This window comes from Komagataeibacter oboediens, assembly GCF_018491655.1.
GTDB classification, from domain to species: Bacteria; Pseudomonadota; Alphaproteobacteria; order Acetobacterales; family Acetobacteraceae; genus Komagataeibacter; species Komagataeibacter oboediens.
The window spans coordinates 63,687-78,844 of the sequence record NZ_JABLUU010000001.1 but is presented as its reverse complement, the minus strand read 5'-3'; the positions used below and the strand labels follow the sequence as shown (position 1 = coordinate 78,844).

At 64.6% G+C, this 15,158-nt stretch carries 14 protein-coding genes; 9 read left to right on the top strand and 5 right to left on the bottom strand.

Translation table 11 applies throughout. The features are described from left to right. Positions 1–104: 104 nt before the first annotated feature. The 3 genes from HNO79_RS00365 (at position 105) to HNO79_RS00355 (ending at position 2,627) form a co-directional block, all read left to right on the top strand. Entirely contained in the window at positions 105–1,544 is a 1,440-nt protein-coding gene (locus tag HNO79_RS00365; RefSeq protein ID WP_048855378.1) for a leucyl aminopeptidase family protein, read from the top strand. 160 nt (positions 1,545–1,704) lie between these two features. Then, the gene (locus HNO79_RS00360; RefSeq protein WP_010514321.1) at positions 1,705–2,121 is read left to right on the top strand and encodes a MarR family winged helix-turn-helix transcriptional regulator; all 417 of its coding nucleotides are present in this window, start codon (positions 1,705–1,707) and stop codon (positions 2,119–2,121) included. Positions 2,122–2,171: 50 nt separating this feature from the next. Further along, the gene (locus HNO79_RS00355; RefSeq protein WP_010514322.1) at positions 2,172–2,627 is read left to right on the top strand and encodes a hypothetical protein; all 456 of its coding nucleotides are present in this window, start codon (positions 2,172–2,174) and stop codon (positions 2,625–2,627) included. Positions 2,628–2,692: 65 nt separating this feature from the next. On the opposite strand, the gene HNO79_RS00350 is transcribed toward HNO79_RS00355, so the two are convergent. Then, a complete protein-coding gene (locus HNO79_RS00350; protein WP_244987382.1) occupies positions 2,693–3,727 on the bottom strand; it encodes a glycosyltransferase family 4 protein in 1,035 nt (344 codons plus the stop codon). Between the two features lie 103 nt (positions 3,728–3,830). Between HNO79_RS00350 and HNO79_RS00345 the strand changes: the two genes are divergently transcribed. Genes HNO79_RS00345 through HNO79_RS00330 form a run of 4 tightly spaced genes read left to right on the top strand, consistent with a single transcriptional unit; the run spans position 3,831 to position 7,983 of the window. Continuing rightward, positions 3,831–5,765, top strand: coding sequence for a polysaccharide biosynthesis protein (locus tag HNO79_RS00345; RefSeq protein ID WP_214164401.1), 1,935 nt, complete (start codon positions 3,831–3,833; stop codon positions 5,763–5,765). Next, entirely contained in the window at positions 5,762–6,898 is a 1,137-nt protein-coding gene (locus tag HNO79_RS00340) for a DegT/DnrJ/EryC1/StrS family aminotransferase (RefSeq protein ID WP_214164366.1), read from the top strand. Before HNO79_RS00345 ends, HNO79_RS00340 begins: the two co-directional genes overlap by 4 nt. A gap of 15 nt (positions 6,899–6,913) precedes the next feature. Next, positions 6,914–7,402 carry a hypothetical protein gene (locus tag HNO79_RS00335; RefSeq protein ID WP_010514326.1) on the top strand — a complete coding sequence of 163 codons (489 nt, stop codon included), beginning with the start codon at positions 6,914–6,916 and terminating at the stop codon, positions 7,400–7,402. Next, positions 7,399–7,983, top strand: a complete 585-nt coding sequence (locus HNO79_RS00330; RefSeq protein WP_214164367.1) for an HAD family hydrolase — start codon at positions 7,399–7,401, stop codon at positions 7,981–7,983. The genes HNO79_RS00335 and HNO79_RS00330 overlap by 4 nt, the downstream gene beginning before the upstream one ends. Positions 7,984–8,047: 64 nt before the next feature. Here HNO79_RS00330 and HNO79_RS00325 read toward each other — a convergent pair whose 3' ends face one another. Further along, positions 8,048–9,184, bottom strand: coding sequence for an AI-2E family transporter (locus tag HNO79_RS00325; RefSeq protein ID WP_010514328.1), 1,137 nt, complete (start codon positions 9,182–9,184; stop codon positions 8,048–8,050). A 216-nt stretch (positions 9,185–9,400) separates the two neighbouring features. Here HNO79_RS00325 and HNO79_RS00320 point away from each other — a divergent pair, with 216 nt between their 5' ends. Further along, positions 9,401–10,615, top strand: a complete 1,215-nt coding sequence (locus HNO79_RS00320) for an MFS transporter (protein WP_408885685.1) — start codon at positions 9,401–9,403, stop codon at positions 10,613–10,615. Positions 10,616–10,723: 108 nt separating this feature from the next. On the opposite strand, the gene HNO79_RS00315 is transcribed toward HNO79_RS00320, so the two are convergent. Beyond that, positions 10,724–12,610 carry an ABC-F family ATP-binding cassette domain-containing protein gene (locus HNO79_RS00315; RefSeq protein ID WP_048855381.1) on the bottom strand — a complete coding sequence of 629 codons (1,887 nt, stop codon included), beginning with the start codon at positions 12,608–12,610 and terminating at the stop codon, positions 10,724–10,726. A 160-nt stretch (positions 12,611–12,770) separates the two neighbouring features. Here HNO79_RS00315 and ndk point away from each other — a divergent pair, with 160 nt between their 5' ends. Further along, entirely contained in the window at positions 12,771–13,193 is a 423-nt protein-coding gene (ndk, locus tag HNO79_RS00310; RefSeq protein WP_010514331.1) for a nucleoside-diphosphate kinase, read from the top strand. A gap of 223 nt (positions 13,194–13,416) precedes the next feature. Here the strand turns inward: ndk and purN are convergent, their stop codons facing one another. Both purN and purM read right to left on the bottom strand, forming a co-directional pair. After that, positions 13,417–13,989, bottom strand: a complete 573-nt coding sequence (gene purN, locus HNO79_RS00305; protein WP_244987395.1) for a phosphoribosylglycinamide formyltransferase — start codon at positions 13,987–13,989, stop codon at positions 13,417–13,419. A 59-nt stretch (positions 13,990–14,048) separates the two neighbouring features. After that, the gene (gene purM / locus HNO79_RS00300) at positions 14,049–15,149 is read right to left on the bottom strand and encodes a phosphoribosylformylglycinamidine cyclo-ligase (RefSeq protein ID WP_010514333.1); all 1,101 of its coding nucleotides are present in this window, start codon (positions 15,147–15,149) and stop codon (positions 14,049–14,051) included. Positions 15,150–15,158 lie beyond the last annotated feature (9 nt).

Here is a 15,158-nt window from a genome sequence, read left to right as displayed (position 1 = left end):
CAAATGCAAGCAAAACCACATGCTGATCGCGCTGGGGTGTTGCGTTGCCCGGATGGGGGACGCACCCTGCCGGGAACAGGAACATATTCAGGAAGGGACGTGCGATGAACGTGTTGGACACGCAGGACTGCCTGGTCGCGGCAGATGATGTGCAGGATGGGGACGTGGGTACGGTGCATGTCGTCCGTCCCTCCATGCTGGAGGGGCTTGATGCGATGGTGGGCGACGCCGCAGCCCGTTTCGCCCGTCAGGCCGGTTTTGCCGCCCGTTATGGCCAGGTGCTGCTGCTGCCCGGTGCGGATGGCGCCATTACGTCGGCCCTGCTGGGCATTGCGGAAGAAGCGGATGGTGCAGATCCGTTCGTATTCGGGGCATTGCCCGACTCGCTTCCTGCCGGGCCATGGCGGGTACGCGCGCCGGTGGATGTGCAGGCCGGAGAGGTCGCGCTGGGTTTCTGCCTCGGGGCCTATCGCATGCCCGCCTTTGGCCGTGACAGCGCGCCCGCCGCACCGTGTGCGCGACTGGTGGTGGACGCTGCGGGACAGGCGGCCGCCAGCATGGCGCGGTGCATGAATCTTGCGCGCTCGCTGATCAATACGCCGCCCAACCTTATGGGGCCGGATGACCTGGCCCGCGCGGCGGAGGAGGCGCTGGCCCCGCTGGGGGCAGATGTCTCGGTCATCCGTGGTGCGCGGCTGACGCAGGAATTTCCCACCGTGATGCATGTCGGCGCGGGATCGGACCGTGCCCCCTGCGTGGTGGAGGCCCGCTGGCACGGCAGCACGGCGACCGATACAGCCCCGCTGGTATCGCTGGTGGGCAAGGGAGTGTGTTTCGATACCGGCGGGTATGACCTCAAGCCGCCATCATCCATGCTGCGCATGAAAAAGGACATGGGGGGCGCCGCCATCATGCTGGCCCTTGCGCGGCTGATCATGCTGCGTGATTTGCCGGTGCGTCTGGAACTGCGGCTGGGCTGTGTGGAAAACAGCGTGTCGGGACATGCCATGCGGCCGTCCGACGTGGTGAAGACGCGCGCGGGGCTGACGGTGGAAATCGGTAATACCGACGCCGAAGGCCGGCTGGTCCTGTGTGACCTGCTGCATGCGGCGTGCGAACGCCAGCCTGACCTTCTGGTGGATGCCGCGACCCTGACCGGGGCCGCCCGCGTGGCGCTGGGGCCGGATGTGCCCGCGCTGTTCAGCAACCATGACGGAACGGCGGCGACGTTTGTGGCATCCGGCATGGCCTGTGGCGATCCGCTTTGGCGCCTGCCGTTGTGGCCGGGCTATCGCAAATGGCTGGGGAGTCCGGTTGCGGATATGAACAATATTTCATCCAAACCCATGGCTGGCGCGATCACGGCGGCGCTTTTTCTAGAGAAATTTGTCAAAACTGATGTGCGCTGGGTTCATATCGATACCTACGGATGGAATGATTCTTCGCGTCCTGGCCGACCGGAGGGTGGAGAAAGTCTTGGTTTAAGAGCAACTTACGAAGCGATGTTAAAAATATTTAATATCGAGGACAGAATGCATCACTAAAGAAACAATGCCGGATGCGAACTAAAATGCATGGTGCGACTTATATATGCCGTAAATGCCAATTATATAGGCAGAACCAAATCGCACCACGCCAGCCTACCCGAGTCCGCATTCAGGCGCACGGGTCTGCAGGCTGACCTTTGACAGAGGATTTTCACCGATGGCCAAGTCATCACAGGCTAACACGGATCAGATGATCAATTCCCTGCGCGACACCATTGTCGCGATGGTCCGCCGCGACGGGCCCGACCTGTCCGCGCGGCAGCTGGCCGTTTTCCTGACCTGCTACCTCCGCGACGATTCGCACACCGTGCGTGGCCTCGCCGCCGACCTGAACGTGTCCAAGCCCGCGATCACCCGCGCGCTGGACCGGCTGAAGGCGCTTGACCTTGCCCGTCGCACGCCCGACCCGATGGATCGCCGTTCCGTGCTGATCAAGCGCACGCTCAAGGGGAACGCCTACCTGCGCGACCTGTGCGCCATCGTGACCGAGACCGCGGCACAGGAAAAGGCGGCAGCCCCCGCCCGCAAGCCCGCACGTGGCCGGCGGACAGAGGAACTCCGCCGCGCAGGCTGAGTTACATGAGGGTTCACTTCATGCCGATACGGACAGAAGGTTTCAGTTCCATGCGTATCTCACGACGTCTGGTTGCCCTTGCCATGATCATGGCACCGATTGCGGGCGGACCGGTGCTTGCCCATGCTGCGGAATCCTCGCTGGGCACGCCTTCCGGACAGGTTACGATGAAGTTCAAGTCGCTTGATGTGGGTGTGGGCCACACATGGGGCACCGGCAGGCTGGTGTTCCGGAACCACACGTACCGCTTCAAGATCGAAGGTGGATCGCTGGCGGCCGTTGGCTTTGCCAAGATCAGTGGCCGTGGTGAGGTCTATAACCTCACGAAGGTCAAGGATTTCGAAGGCAGCTATGCGGCCGTCAATGGCGATGTCACGGCGGGAACAGGGGTGGGCGCGGTGCTGCTCAACAACCCCGCTGGCGTCCGTATCCGCCTTGATACGTCCAGCTCCGGCGGCCGTCTGGCGGCTGCGGCGCAGGGCATGAAGATTACCCTGACCAAATAAAATCTGCTGTCAGGTCACAGGGAACAGGGGAAACGGCCAGTGGGCGGTTTCCCCTGTTTTCGTTGTTACCATGACAGATCGGGCGTCCGTCTCACCCGGCGTATGACTGCTGCGATCCAGACAGACTGGATCAGGCCCGTGCCCAGCAGGGCCGGGACGGGCGATATCCATCCCAGCCCGACGGCCACGGCCCCCATGCCGCCGCATATGGTGCCTGCCCATGCCACGGTGGTGACGTCCATGGCGCGCATGCCGCTGCGCTGCGCCATCTGGTAGATATGTTCCCGATGCGCCTGCATGAGCGGACGGCGATGGCATGCCCGGCGCAGCAACGTAATGATGACATCCAGCAGCAGACCTGACAGCATGAGGGGCATAAGCCACGCCCCATGGGCCAGTTGCTCCATGCCCGCCATGCGCAGCCCCAGCGCGCCCAGTACCAGACCGCAGCACTGGCTGCCAACATCGCCCATGAACAGTCGTGCCTGGGGGATGTTGAAGGGCAGGAATCCGGTGATGGCCGCCACCAGCACCAGCGCGGTTCCCCACGTTTCCACCCCGCCGCCCACGGCTGCGCACAGCCCCGCCGTCACCAGCGCCGCAAGCAGCGTGCAACCACTGGCCAGTCCGTTCAGGCCGTCCATGAAATTCAGGCAGTTGCACAGGACTATCAGCCACATGACCCGAACGCCCATGCCGTCCAGCGTCACGGTATGGGCGCCAGCGCCCGCCATATCGCCCCATGCCACCAGCACGGCTGCGGCAATCTGCGCCCCCAGTTTCCATGTGGGTGGCATGGGTTGCATGTCATCACGCCACGAAAACAGCCCAAGCCATACCGTGGCCAGCAGCAGTGTCACGTCGGTCGTATCCGCATGATGGTGGAACAGCAGCTGCCCCAGCGGCACGCCCACCACGAAGACGATCAGAATCGCAAGTCCGCCGCCCTTGGGCACCGGGGTGCCATGGGCGCTGCGCCCGGTGGGGTAATCCAGCACGCGCAATGCGATGACCCGGCGCGACAGGATGGCCGACATTACGGCCACAACCACCAGAAACAGCCCGAAAAGGCCGGTTTCGGTATAAAATGAATGGGTCATCGTCATGAAAGCGGGAAGGGACGCATGATCTCTCCTTCTTGCCCTGCGTCTGCTCGGCTATAGGGGGAGGGTAATGGTTACGCAATCCTCAGGCGGCGGCAGCATGGCGGAGTGTCTGCGCAAGATACGGACGCTGGCGGTCAACAGTGCCCTTGATACGCTGATGGGCGCGCTGGCCGCGGTCGTGGCGATGGGATTGTGCCGTTATCCCGGTGACACGTCATTGTCGTGGTGGGGTCTGCCTGTCCTCGGCATGGCGGCTATTGTCATTGCGGGCTGGCCTTTTCGCATATTCCAGCAGCACTGGCGTTTTGCCGGGCGGTCCGATTTCTGGCGGCTGGGATGGGCGTGCGCGCTGGCGGGAACCCTTGTCATGGGCGGACTTGCGCCGTGGTGGGGGCCGGGCGCCGTGGCGTTTGGCGTGGCGTACGCCATGGCGGCTTTCGTCATCATGGCGGGCACGCGGGCGGCCTACCAGCGGTGGCGATATTACTGCAATGGCCGGGACACCGCGCGCCGACGCGTGATCCTGCTGGGTGACGGGGAGGATGCCAGCCGCTTCCTCAGCCTGATGCCGGATATGGGCGGGCTGGTCGTGGGCATGGTGGTCGAGGGCCGCCAGCGCCGTCCCGGCCGACGGCTGCGCGGCGTGCCGGTGCTGGGACAGGTGACGGACCTGCCGGACATCCTGTCATCCTTCCACGCGGAAGACGACCTGCTGCTGGTGGTGGCGGACCCACGCTTCAGGGGAGAACGGCTGTCCACCGTGCTGCGGATGGCGCAGGCAACGGGCACGCAGGTCCGCTGCATGCCCGACCTGTCGGGAATCGCACGAAGTGCTACGGCGCCGTTGCATCCGGTCAGGTTGTCCGACCTGCTCAACCGCCCGGCCATTGCACCGGACGGGCAGGGGATTGCGGACATGCTGCGGGGGCGGTGCGTGCTGATTACGGGGGCTGGGGGATCGATCGGCAGCGAACTGGCCCGCCAGATCGCAGGCCACGGTCCCGATCAGCTTATCCTGCTGGACATGGGGGAATTCCCGTTATGGCAGGTGGATATCGACCTTGCGGAAAAGGCGCCTGACGTCACGCGGCATCTTGTCCTGGCCGATATTCGCGATGCCGGACGGATGGAGCGTATCTTCGCCCGGTTCCGTCCCGAACTGGTGTTTCATGCAGCCGCGCTGAAGCACGTGCCCATGGTGGAGGAAAACCCCTGCGAAGGGCTGCTGACCAACGTGACAGGCACCCGTATCGTGGCCGATACCGCGGCCCGGCACGGGGTGACGGCCATGGTTCTGGTTTCAACGGACAAGGCGGTCAATCCCGCCAGTGTCATGGGCGCATCCAAGCGCATTGCGGAAATGTACTGTCAGGCGCTGGATGTGGATGCGCGCAACAGTCGTGACAGCAGCGCCATGCGGTGCGTGACGGTGCGGTTTGGCAATGTCATGGGGTCGACGGGGTCGGTCATTCCCCTGTTTCGCCACCAGCTGGAATGCGGCGGTCCGCTGACGGTGACGGACCCGCGCATGATGCGGTATTTCATGACGGTATCCGAAGCAGTGGGGCTGGTGCTGCAGGCCAGCGCGCGCGGGGTGGGCGCGCGGGCGGATGGTATGGCCGCGCTTTTGCGCAGTGGCGGGGTGTTCGTGCTGGACATGGGCACGCCGGTGCGCATTGTCGATCTGGCGCGGCAGATGATCGTCCTGGCCGGACTGCGGCCCGATCGTGACGTGCAGATCCGTTTTACCGGGCTGCGACCGGGGGAAAAGCTGGCTGAAGATCTGTTTTACAAGCAGGAAATCCTCCAGCCCACCGACTGTCCCGGCCTGCGGATGGCAACGCCGCGTACTGTGGACCTTGCGCAGGTCGCCAATATCATGGATGCACTTACTCTGGCATGCCGGGATGGTGATGGCGCACGCGCGCTGGCGCTTGTCCGCAGGCTTGTCCCCGAATTTGCCCATAACCCGCATGGCGTGGCCACTCCGGACACAGCGGGGCAGATCGATGTGGAAAGGAATGCATCATGAACGCTCCGGCGGACGCACCCATAGGTTTTCTGAACCTGCCCCAGCAGCAGACCCTGATTGCAGATGAGATCAGGCAGCGTGTCGATGCGGTCATGAAACACTGCCGCTTTGTCATGGGGCCTGAAGTCACCGAACTCGAGGGGCGGCTGGCCAGCTACAGTGGCGCTGCGCAGTGTGTTGGCGTCTCGTCCGGGACGGACGCCATCCAGATTGTCCTGATGGCCGAGGGAATCGGCGCGGGCGACGCCGTATTCCTGCCCGCCTTCACCTATACCGCCACGGCGGAGGTGCCGCTGGTGCTGGGGGCGACCCCGGTTTTCGTGGATGTGGACCCCGCAACCTTCCAGATCGATCCCGCCAGCCTGCGCCGCCGCATTGCCGATGTCCGCAAGGCAGGCAGGCTGAAGCCGCGTGTGGTCATTGGCGTTGACCTGTTTGGCCAGCCGGCCCCGTGGTCCGAACTGCGCGCGATTGCGGAGGAGGAAAAGCTGTTCCTGATGGCGGACTGTGCGCAGGCCTTTGGCGCGACGCTGTCGGGCCGCAGGCTGGGACGTGAGGCCGTTGCGACCACGCTGTCCTTTTTTCCTTCCAAGCCGCTTGGCGCCTATGGCGATGCGGGTGGTATCCTGACGGATGATCCCAGGCGGGCCGAACTGTACCGGTCGCTGCGCACGCATGGGGAAGGCAAGACCCGGTATGAAGTCCTGCGCACCGGCATGAATGCGCGCCTGGACACCATCCAGGCCGCGATCCTGCTGGCCAAGCTGGATGTGTTCGACATGGAACTGGGGCGCAGGCGCGCCATTGCCGACGCGTATGACGCGGGTATTGCGGGCCACGTGATCCCGCCGGCGCGCGTGCTGGACAGCCACGCTTCATGGGCGATCTATTCCGTCCTGACGAAGGGAAAGGAAGACCGCGCAGCCCTGCAGCACAAGCTGAAAAGCCATGGCGTGGCGTCGGCCATCTATTATCCCCTTCCGCTGCACAAGCAGCCTGCCTATGCCGCGGCACATGATGGTGTAGCGCTGCCGGTGGCGGAAGACCTGTCGCGCCGGATCATGGCGCTGCCGCTGCATGCGGAACTGTCGGATCATGACGTGGGCCGGGTCATCGCGGCCGTGCGTGCATAAGGAGATCATACGCAAATGAGACGCGAGACAGCCCTACTGATCGGGTTCCTTGTCATCACGATCGGTACGGCAGCGGGGTTGTGGCTGATCGCCCTGCCCAATTTCCGGCCCCTCAGCTTTCCCACCATGGAAGCCGGCACCATTGCCGTCGGCCCCATGCGCAAGGAACGCACGCTGACGGCAACGCAGGTCCATACGCTCAATGACTGGCTGCAGGCGCATACCGCAGGCTGGGGCCCGCTAGGCCAGACCCCGCCGTCCAGCGGGGACGCAGTTCTGGAAATGCAGGTCGAACACAAGGGCGACCAGCCCGCGGGTGATGCGACACAGCCCTACCGCATTACGTTGTGGACCGGGATCAGCGCTGCAGACTGGAACAACACCGTGTTTGTGGAAGAACGCCCCGGCGCGGTCATCCGCTTCCATCATTTCAAGGACAAGGATTTCAACGCCCTGCGTGATCTGGTCAACCAGTACGATTATCCCCGGTCCGCTTTCCCATGACCCTGGTGCGCGCGGATACGGCTGGCCTGATCTTTGACTGCGACGGCACGCTGGTCGATAGCCTGCCCCTCTACCGCGAAGGCTGGATGGCGGCCCTTGAGGATGCCATAAGGCAGGCCGTGCCGCCTGAATGGTTCCATGGCCATGGCGGGATGTCCGAGCATATGGTGCTGGATATTGTCGAGGCGCGACTGGGCCAGCGCGTGGACCGCGACGGCATTATTTCGCAGGCGCGCGAAAGCATGCTGCGCAAGCTACATGTGCTGCGGGAAATTACCGTGGTGGCGGACATTGCCCGCGCGTACCATGGACGCCTGCCCATGGCGGTGGCGTCCAACGGGTCACGGCAGATTGTCTCCGCCTGCCTGCGTCATCTTGGGCTGGAACGGCTGTTTGACGTCATCATCACCATAGATGACGTGATAAATCCGAAACCCGCGCCGGACATGTTCCTGCTGGCGGCGGGCAGGCTGGACCTTGCGCCTGCATCCTGCCTCGTGTTCGAGGACAGCCGGGAGGGAATGCTGGCGGCCACCCGCGCGGGCATGACGCATGTGGACGTGAATACGCTGCTGCCCTGAGGCACGGCGTGCGGATGAATGGCAGACGGGGGCGGGAGCATGATCTCCCGCCCCCGTTTTGCGTTCATACCCGTTCGTCGTCCTTCAGCTTCGGGGTTGCGCGATCCGCGGTCGCCAGCAGGGCCGCCGTAAGTGGCGAGGCCAGGATAAGCCCCGGAATGCCAAGGATGGTGCCAAAGATCGTCTGGGACAGGATGGTCAGCCCGGGCGGCATCTGCACCGCGTGGCGCTGGATCAGCGGCGCCATGACGTTCCCTTCGAAAAACTGGATGGCGGCATACAGTCCCAGCACCATGAACCCTTCGCGTGTGCCCTGCGACAGGCCGATCAGCACGGCTGGTACCGCGCCGACAAAGGCGCCGATATAGGGAATGAAGTTGGCCATGCCCGCCACAACCCCCAGCGCCAGCGCCAGCGGCACGCCAATGCACCACAGCCCGATGAAGGACAGCAGCCCCACAACGGTCATGTCCAGCGCCTGCCCCGCCGTCCATGCCCACAGGGTGCGGCCCGCCGTCAGTAGCAGTTCACGCGATGTGTGGCGGTATTCATGCGGGATCAGCCGCAGCATGCCGTTGACATACAGTTCGGGCGAGATGGCGAAATACAGCCCCGCGATCAGGATGACCGCCAGCGTGCCCGCCGCCCCGAACGCGGAGGAGACGAACCCCGTCATCGACCCCGCCAGTGATCCAAATCCGCCGCTGCTGGCTGCCTGTTCGTTCCCGCCCAGCGTGGTGGGCAGGTTGTCGAGGATCATCCGCCCGGTGGAGGAATGGCCCATGCTGTCGCGCAGGTTGTGGGCCTGCTCACTCAGCGCGGTGCGCAGTTTCAGGGCCTGTTCCGATATTTCGGGGCCGCTGCTCCAGATCAGTCCGGTCAGCGCGCCGATTATGACCACGACCACCGCCGTAAGGGACAGCCAGTAGGGCATGTGCGTGCGGCGTTCCAGCAGCCCGGCAAGGTTGTGCAGGATCACGGCGACAAGGGTTGCCGCGAAAATGACCATCAGCACATCGCCCACCACCCAGATCAGCATGACCACGATGGTAATGACCAGCGTCAGCCGCAGCAGGGCATAGATGCGCGCAAGCTGTTGCGCGCGCGGGTCGGGTGTGTCGTCTTTTTTCGGGGAAGAACCGGAATCCGGCGCGTGGCCGTTTGTAGCGTCGGTAGATGCCGACGGGGGGGAGGCTGTCATCTATATGTCCGTATGGTGGGCATGAAACGGGCTGCATGGAATGTGAACGCCAGCACGGCCACAGCCGGGTTAACGTCCCCGGAGGGGTATGGATTGCGCTGGCCTAAAATTCCGCTAACTGACGGCGGGTCAGGGCGCGTGGGATACAGGCGGGCGTATCCCTGCGTGACCGGTTAAGGCGTAAGCCAATATTTCCTGTCGGAAAAGGGCAGACATGTGAGCACTCCGGATATTTCATCTTCGCGTCCGGCCATGCCCGCGCGCCTCGGGGCGGCAGGGTGGGCACTGGCTGTTGCAACCTTTGCCATAGGCACGGGGGAGTTCGCATTGATGGCGATGCTGCCCGGTGTCGCCCGTTCGCTGGGCATCTCGGTGCCGGTGGCGGGGCATGTCATTAGTTCTTATGCCATGGGCGTGGTGATTGGTGCCCCGCTTGTCGCCCTTGTCGGCGCGCGCCTGTCGCGGCGCAGGCTTCTGCTGGCGCTGCAGGCGATGTTTGTCGTGGGCAATGCGGCATCGGCGCTGGCGCCGGGCTATGGCGCGCTGCTGGTCATACGGTTCCTGACCGGGTTGCCGCATGGGGCCTTCTACGGTGTGGCGGCACTGGTGGCGGCGGACATGGCCGATCCCGCGCGGCGGGGACGGGCGGTGGCTGGCGTGTTCGTGGGGCTAACGGTCGCCCATGTGGTGGGGGTGCCGCTGGTGACATGGGCGGGACAGATGCTGGGCTGGCGCGCGGTTTACGGGTTCATCACGGGCATGGAGCTTCTGGCCCTGGTCATGATCGCGCGCACGGTGCCCGCCATGACGCCCGACCTGCAGGGGTCACTGTTACGCGAAATGGGGGCGCTGCGTCGGCCACAGGTCTGGTTCACGCTGGCGACCGGGGCAATTGGTTTTGGCGGCATGTTCTGCGTCGGTACATACCTGTCAACGGTGCTGCTGGGCGTGACCGGGGTACCTGCCTATGTCGTGCCGCTGTCGCAGTCGCTGTGGGGTGTGGGCATGGTGGCAGGCAACATGGCGGGCGCGCGGCTGGTGGATATCAGCCCCGTCCTTGCGGTGGTGGTGACGCTGATGGCCAGCACGGTCATGCTGTGCCTGTTTTCCCTGTGCGCACACAGCATGGTGCCGGTGCTGATCGTGACCAGCCTGATGGGGGGCATCATCGCCCTGCTGCCCGCGCTGCAGACACGGCTTATGGACGTGGCCGGGGATGCGCAGGGGCTGGTGGCGGCGCTGAACCATTCCGCTGTCAATGTGGCCAATGCATTTGGCGCGTGGCTGGGCGGGGTGGTGATCGCAGCGGGCTACGGCGCGCAGGACGTGGGCTGGACGGGCGCCGGGCTGTCGGCGGCGGGACTGGCGGTTTTCCTGACCGGGCTGCTGGTGCAGCGTGGCAGCGCGCGTTCTGTACCCGACCTGGTTTAGGAATTATCTCAACTCAGGTAATTGATGAATAGGGCATGAAAGGTTCCGGACATCGCCTCCTTGAAAAAGGCGGCGTCCGGAACGCCTCCATGCCGTGTGGGCCGGTGTTTATTCCGCGCTGGCGGCTTCCAGTTCCGTTTCTGCTTCCAGCCAGTCTTCTTCCGCGCGGTCATGTTCGCGTGCGATGGCGGCCAGACGGGTGTTCAGCGCGGTGACTTCATCGGCCCTGCCGCTTTCATACAGCTTCGGATCGGCCAGACGGGCTTCCAGCTTCGCGCGTTCGGCCACCAGTCGGGCCATCAGCTGTTCCGCGTCACGGATGCGCTTGCGCAGCGGGGCCGTGGCCTTGCGGGCTTCGGCGCGTTCGCGGCGGTCGTCGCGTTTCGGGGCGGCGGCAGGGCGGGCGGGGTCGTTGTTCGATACCGCGCGCGCGCGTTCGGTCAGCCACGTGCGGTATTCCGCCATGTCGCCGTCAAACGGACGCACGGTGCCATCGCCCACCAGCCACAGCCGGTCGGCCACCAGTTCAACCAGATGCGGGTCATGGCTGATCAGCAGGACCGCACCTTCGAATTCCGCCAATGCGCGGATCAGCGCATCGCGTGCGTCAAGGTCAAGATGGTTGGTCGGTTCATCCAGAATCAGCAGGTGCGGCGCATCGCGCGTGGCCAGTGCCAGCAGCAGGCGGGCCTTTTCGCCCCCGGACAGGTCGCGCGTGGGTGTTTCCGCACGTTCCGCGTCCAGCCCGAAGCGGGCAAGCTGCGCGCGCACGGCGGGCGGCGTGGCGTCGGGTAGGGCGCGGGCCATGTGGTCCACCGGGGTTTCGTCGGGGCGCAGTTCCTCGGCCTGATGCTGGGCGAAATAGCCGACCTTCAGCTTCGGACTGTGCTGCATTGTGCCCGATTGCGGTTCCAGCCGTCCCGCCACCAGCTTGGCGAAGGTGGATTTGCCGTTGCCGTTCGCACCCAGCAGGGCGATCCGGTCTTCCATGTCGATGCGCAGCGACAGGTTGGACAGGATGGTGTGGTCGCCATACCCGGCCGAAACCCGTTCCATGGTCAGCATGGGCGGCGGCAGGGGGGAGGGCTCGGGAAAGGAAAAGTGGCTGGGCGTATCCTCCACCACGCTGTCGATCTGCGGCAGTTTTTCGAGCGCCTTGATGCGGGCCTGCGCCTGCTTGGCCTTGGTGGCCTTGGCGCGGAAACGGTCCACGAAGGACTGCATGTGCGCGCGCTTGGCATTGATGCGTTCGGCCATGCGGGCCTGCTGCAGGGCCTGTTCGGTGCGGATGCGCACGAATTCCTCATACCCGCCCGGCGTCAGCGTCAGCTTGCCGCGGTCCAGATGGGCGATGGCGTCAACCGCGCGGTCCAGCAGCCCCCGGTCGTGACTGACGATCAGGGCCGCGCCCGAAAAGCGCGCCAGCCAGTTTTCCAGCCAGATCGTGGCTTCAAGATCGAGGTGGTTGGTCGGCTCATCCAGCAACAGCAGGTCGGGGTTGAGGAACAGCGCGGTGGCAAGGGCGACGCGCATGCGCCACCCGCCCGAAAAGTCCGATACCGGGCGTGTCTGCGCCTGCGCATCGAACCCCAGCCCGGACAGGATGGCCGCCGCCCGCGCCGGTGCGCTGTGGGCATCAATCGCCAGCAGGCGTTCATGGATGTCGGCAATGCGGGCGGGATCGGTCGTGGTTTCGGATTCGCGCAGCAGCTCCGTCCGTTCGGTATCGCCCGCCAGCACCGTATCCAGCAGCGAGCCATAGCCCGTGGGCGCTTCCTGCCTGATCCGCGCCATGCGCGCGCGCGACGACATGTGGATCGTGCCGCCATCGGGCGCGATATCCCCCGCGATTGCGGCCAGAAGGGTCGATTTGCCTGCCCCGTTGCGGCCGACCAGGCCGATCTTGCGCCCCGGATCAATGCTCAGGCTGGCACCATCAAGCAGGGTGCGTCCTGCAATGCGCAGGGTCAGGTCGGATATGACGAGCAGGCTCACGGGCGGAAAACTCCGGCAATATGGGGGACATGGCTGGTTTCGTGCGGGTTGTACCTACCAGTCTGCGGCGATATGCTCTAGATGGCGCTTGTAAGGTGATGTCGGCTTATGTCCAATGCCGCCTCGTATATTTCAGAACCCGTTTGAAAGGAGCTGTCCCATGGCAGTCGAACGTACCCTCTCGATCATCAAGCCCGATGCGACCCGCCGCAACCTGACCGGCAAGATCAATGCCGTGTTCGAAGGCAACGGCCTGCGCATCGTCGCACAGAAGCGCATCCAGCTGACGAAGGCGACCGCTGGCGCATTCTATGAAGTGCACAAGGAACGCCCGTTCTACAACGATCTGGTGTCCTTCATGATCTCTGGTCCGGTCGTGGTGCAGGTTCTCGAAGGTGAGAACGCTGTCCTGAAGAACCGCGAAGTGATGGGTGCCACCGACCCGAAGAAGGCCGAAGCCCACACCATCCGTGCGCAGTTTGCCGAAAGCATCGAAGCAAACTCCGTCCACGGTTCCGACAGCCTTGAAAACGCGAAGAACGAAATTTCCTTCTTCTTCGCCGGCACGGAAATCCTGCCCTGATCCCTATGGGTCATGGTGGCGGGGGCTTTCGTCCCCGCTAATGGAAAAGCCGGCCCTCGGGCCGGCTTTTTTCATGTCTGGAAGCTGTTCAGAAAGGCAGCCTTTGCGCCATCGCGCAGATGATAAAGAAATTTTTTGGAGAAGCTTTTTTCAAAAAGCTTCAGAAGACACTGCCCTTTGAAGAGGGCAGCACCTGAAAACGTTTGTTTTTGTCTATCAACGATCAGACCGATAGCAGGCAGTCCGCCGCGGTGGCGGCGGGCGCTGCATCTGGAACCAGCACGCGCCGCAGCGCGGCGGGATACAGGCGGTGCTCCTGCTGCAGTACGCGCGCGCCCAGCACATCGGGTGTATCATCGGCCAGAACGGGCACCGCCGCCTGCCCGATGATCGGGCCTTCATCCATCCCCTCCGTCACCCAGTGGACGGTGCAGCCATGGATGCGCGCGCCACTTTCCAGCGCGCGTTCATGCGTATGCAGCCCGGGGAAGGCCGGCAGCAGGCTGGGGTGGATGTTCAGCATCCGCCCCGCCCATGCAGTGGTCAGGAACGGGGTCAGCAGGCGCATGTAACCCGCAAGGCAGACATATTCCACGCCCGCCGCGCGCAGTGCCGCGTCCAGTGCGCGTTCGTGCGCTGCGCGGTCCCGGCGGTAGTTGCGATGGTCGATGGCCTGTGTGGCAAGGCCCGCCGCGCGCGCCACCTCCAGGCCCGGCGCATCGGGGTTGTTGCTCAGCACAAGGGCGATGCGGGCGGGGTAATCGGGGCGGGCGCACGAATCGATCAGCGCGCGCATGTTGCTGCCGCGCCCGCTGATCAGGATCGCGATGGGTGTTTTATAGGTCACGGGCCGGTTCAGTCACGCAGTTCGGGCAGTTCGTCAAAGCTCAGCGTGGCCGGGCTGTCGGGGCTGTCGCCCTGCGTGATCGTGCCGATGACAAAAGCCTGCTGCCCGCGTGCGGTCAGGCGTGCCATGGCGGCGTCGCTGTCGCGTACCACCAGCACCATGCCCACGCCGCAGTTGAAGACGCGCAGCATTTCTTCGGTCGTGACATTGCCGATGCTGGCCAGCCATGGGAAGACCGGCGGGATCGGCCATGCCGTGCCATCCACCACCGCCCGCACGCCCTCTGGCAGTACGCGCGGCAGGTTGCCCGGCAGGCCGCCGCCCGTAATGTGGGCCGCCCCCACCAGAAGGCCCGCGTGGTGCAGGTCCAGCACCGGGCGGACATACAGCGTGGTGGGTGTCATCAGCGCCTGCGCCAGCGTCTGGCCATCGGCGAAGGGGCACGGTGCGTCCCATGCCAGTCCGCTGCGCCTGACGATGTCGCGCACCAGCGAGAATCCGTTGGAATGCACGCCGGCGGAGGGCAGGGCGATCAGCGTATCGCCGGGCCGGATATCACCCGGCAGCAGCGCCGTGCGTTCCGCCGCCCCGACCGAGAAACCGGCAAGGTCATAATGGCCGGGCGCGTACATGCCCGGCATTTCCGCGGTCTCCCCCCCCACCAGCGCGCAGCCGGAGTCGGCACAGCCTCTGGCGATGCCACGCACGACCTTGGCCGCGTCCTCGATCGACAGTTTGCCGGTCGCGAAATAATCCAGGAAGAACAGCGGTGTTGCGCCCTGCACCACCAGGTCGTTGACGCACATGGCGACAAGGTCGATGCCCACCGTCTCATGCAGGCCGCTTTCAATGGCGATCATGAGCTTGGTGCCCACGCCATCGGTGCAGGACACCAGGATGGGATCGGAAAAACCGGCCGCCTTCAGGTCAAACAGCGCGCCGAAACCGCCCAGGCCCCCCATGGTGCCGGGACGGTCCGTTGCCTTGGCGGCGGGCTTGATGACTTCGACAAGCGCGTCACCGGCGGCAATGTCCACCCCGGCATCGCGGTAGGTGGCGCCAGGCGCTGTATCGGATGAAGCATTGGGCGGGCAGGGGGCGGACGTCATGCGGGGGCC

Excerpts from the sequence above, each read along its gene's own strand:
- HNO79_RS00355 (WP_010514322.1), top strand. The coding sequence starts at position 2,172 with ATGCGTATCTCACGACGTCTGGTTGCCCTTGCCATGATCATGGCACCG.
- HNO79_RS00340 (WP_214164366.1), top strand. The coding sequence starts at position 5,762 with ATGAACGCTCCGGCGGACGCACCCATAGGTTTTCTGAACCTGCCCCAG.
- HNO79_RS00365 (WP_048855378.1), top strand. The coding sequence starts at position 105 with ATGAACGTGTTGGACACGCAGGACTGCCTGGTCGCGGCAGATGATGTG.
- HNO79_RS00360 (WP_010514321.1), top strand. The coding sequence starts at position 1,705 with ATGGCCAAGTCATCACAGGCTAACACGGATCAGATGATCAATTCCCTG.
- HNO79_RS00345 (WP_214164401.1), top strand. The coding sequence starts at position 3,831 with ATGGCGGAGTGTCTGCGCAAGATACGGACGCTGGCGGTCAACAGTGCC.
- purN (WP_244987395.1), bottom strand. The coding sequence starts at position 13,989 with ATGCGCGCGCTGATCGATTCGTGCGCCCGCCCCGATTACCCCGCCCGC.
- HNO79_RS00325 (WP_010514328.1), bottom strand. The coding sequence starts at position 9,184 with ATGACAGCCTCCCCCCCGTCGGCATCTACCGACGCTACAAACGGCCAC.
- purM (WP_010514333.1), bottom strand. The coding sequence starts at position 15,149 with ATGACGTCCGCCCCCTGCCCGCCCAATGCTTCATCCGATACAGCGCCT.
- HNO79_RS00335 (WP_010514326.1), top strand. The coding sequence starts at position 6,914 with ATGAGACGCGAGACAGCCCTACTGATCGGGTTCCTTGTCATCACGATC.
- HNO79_RS00350 (WP_244987382.1), bottom strand. The coding sequence starts at position 3,727 with ATGACCCATTCATTTTATACCGAAACCGGCCTTTTCGGGCTGTTTCTG.
- ndk (WP_010514331.1), top strand. The coding sequence starts at position 12,771 with ATGGCAGTCGAACGTACCCTCTCGATCATCAAGCCCGATGCGACCCGC.
- HNO79_RS00330 (WP_214164367.1), top strand. The coding sequence starts at position 7,399 with ATGACCCTGGTGCGCGCGGATACGGCTGGCCTGATCTTTGACTGCGAC.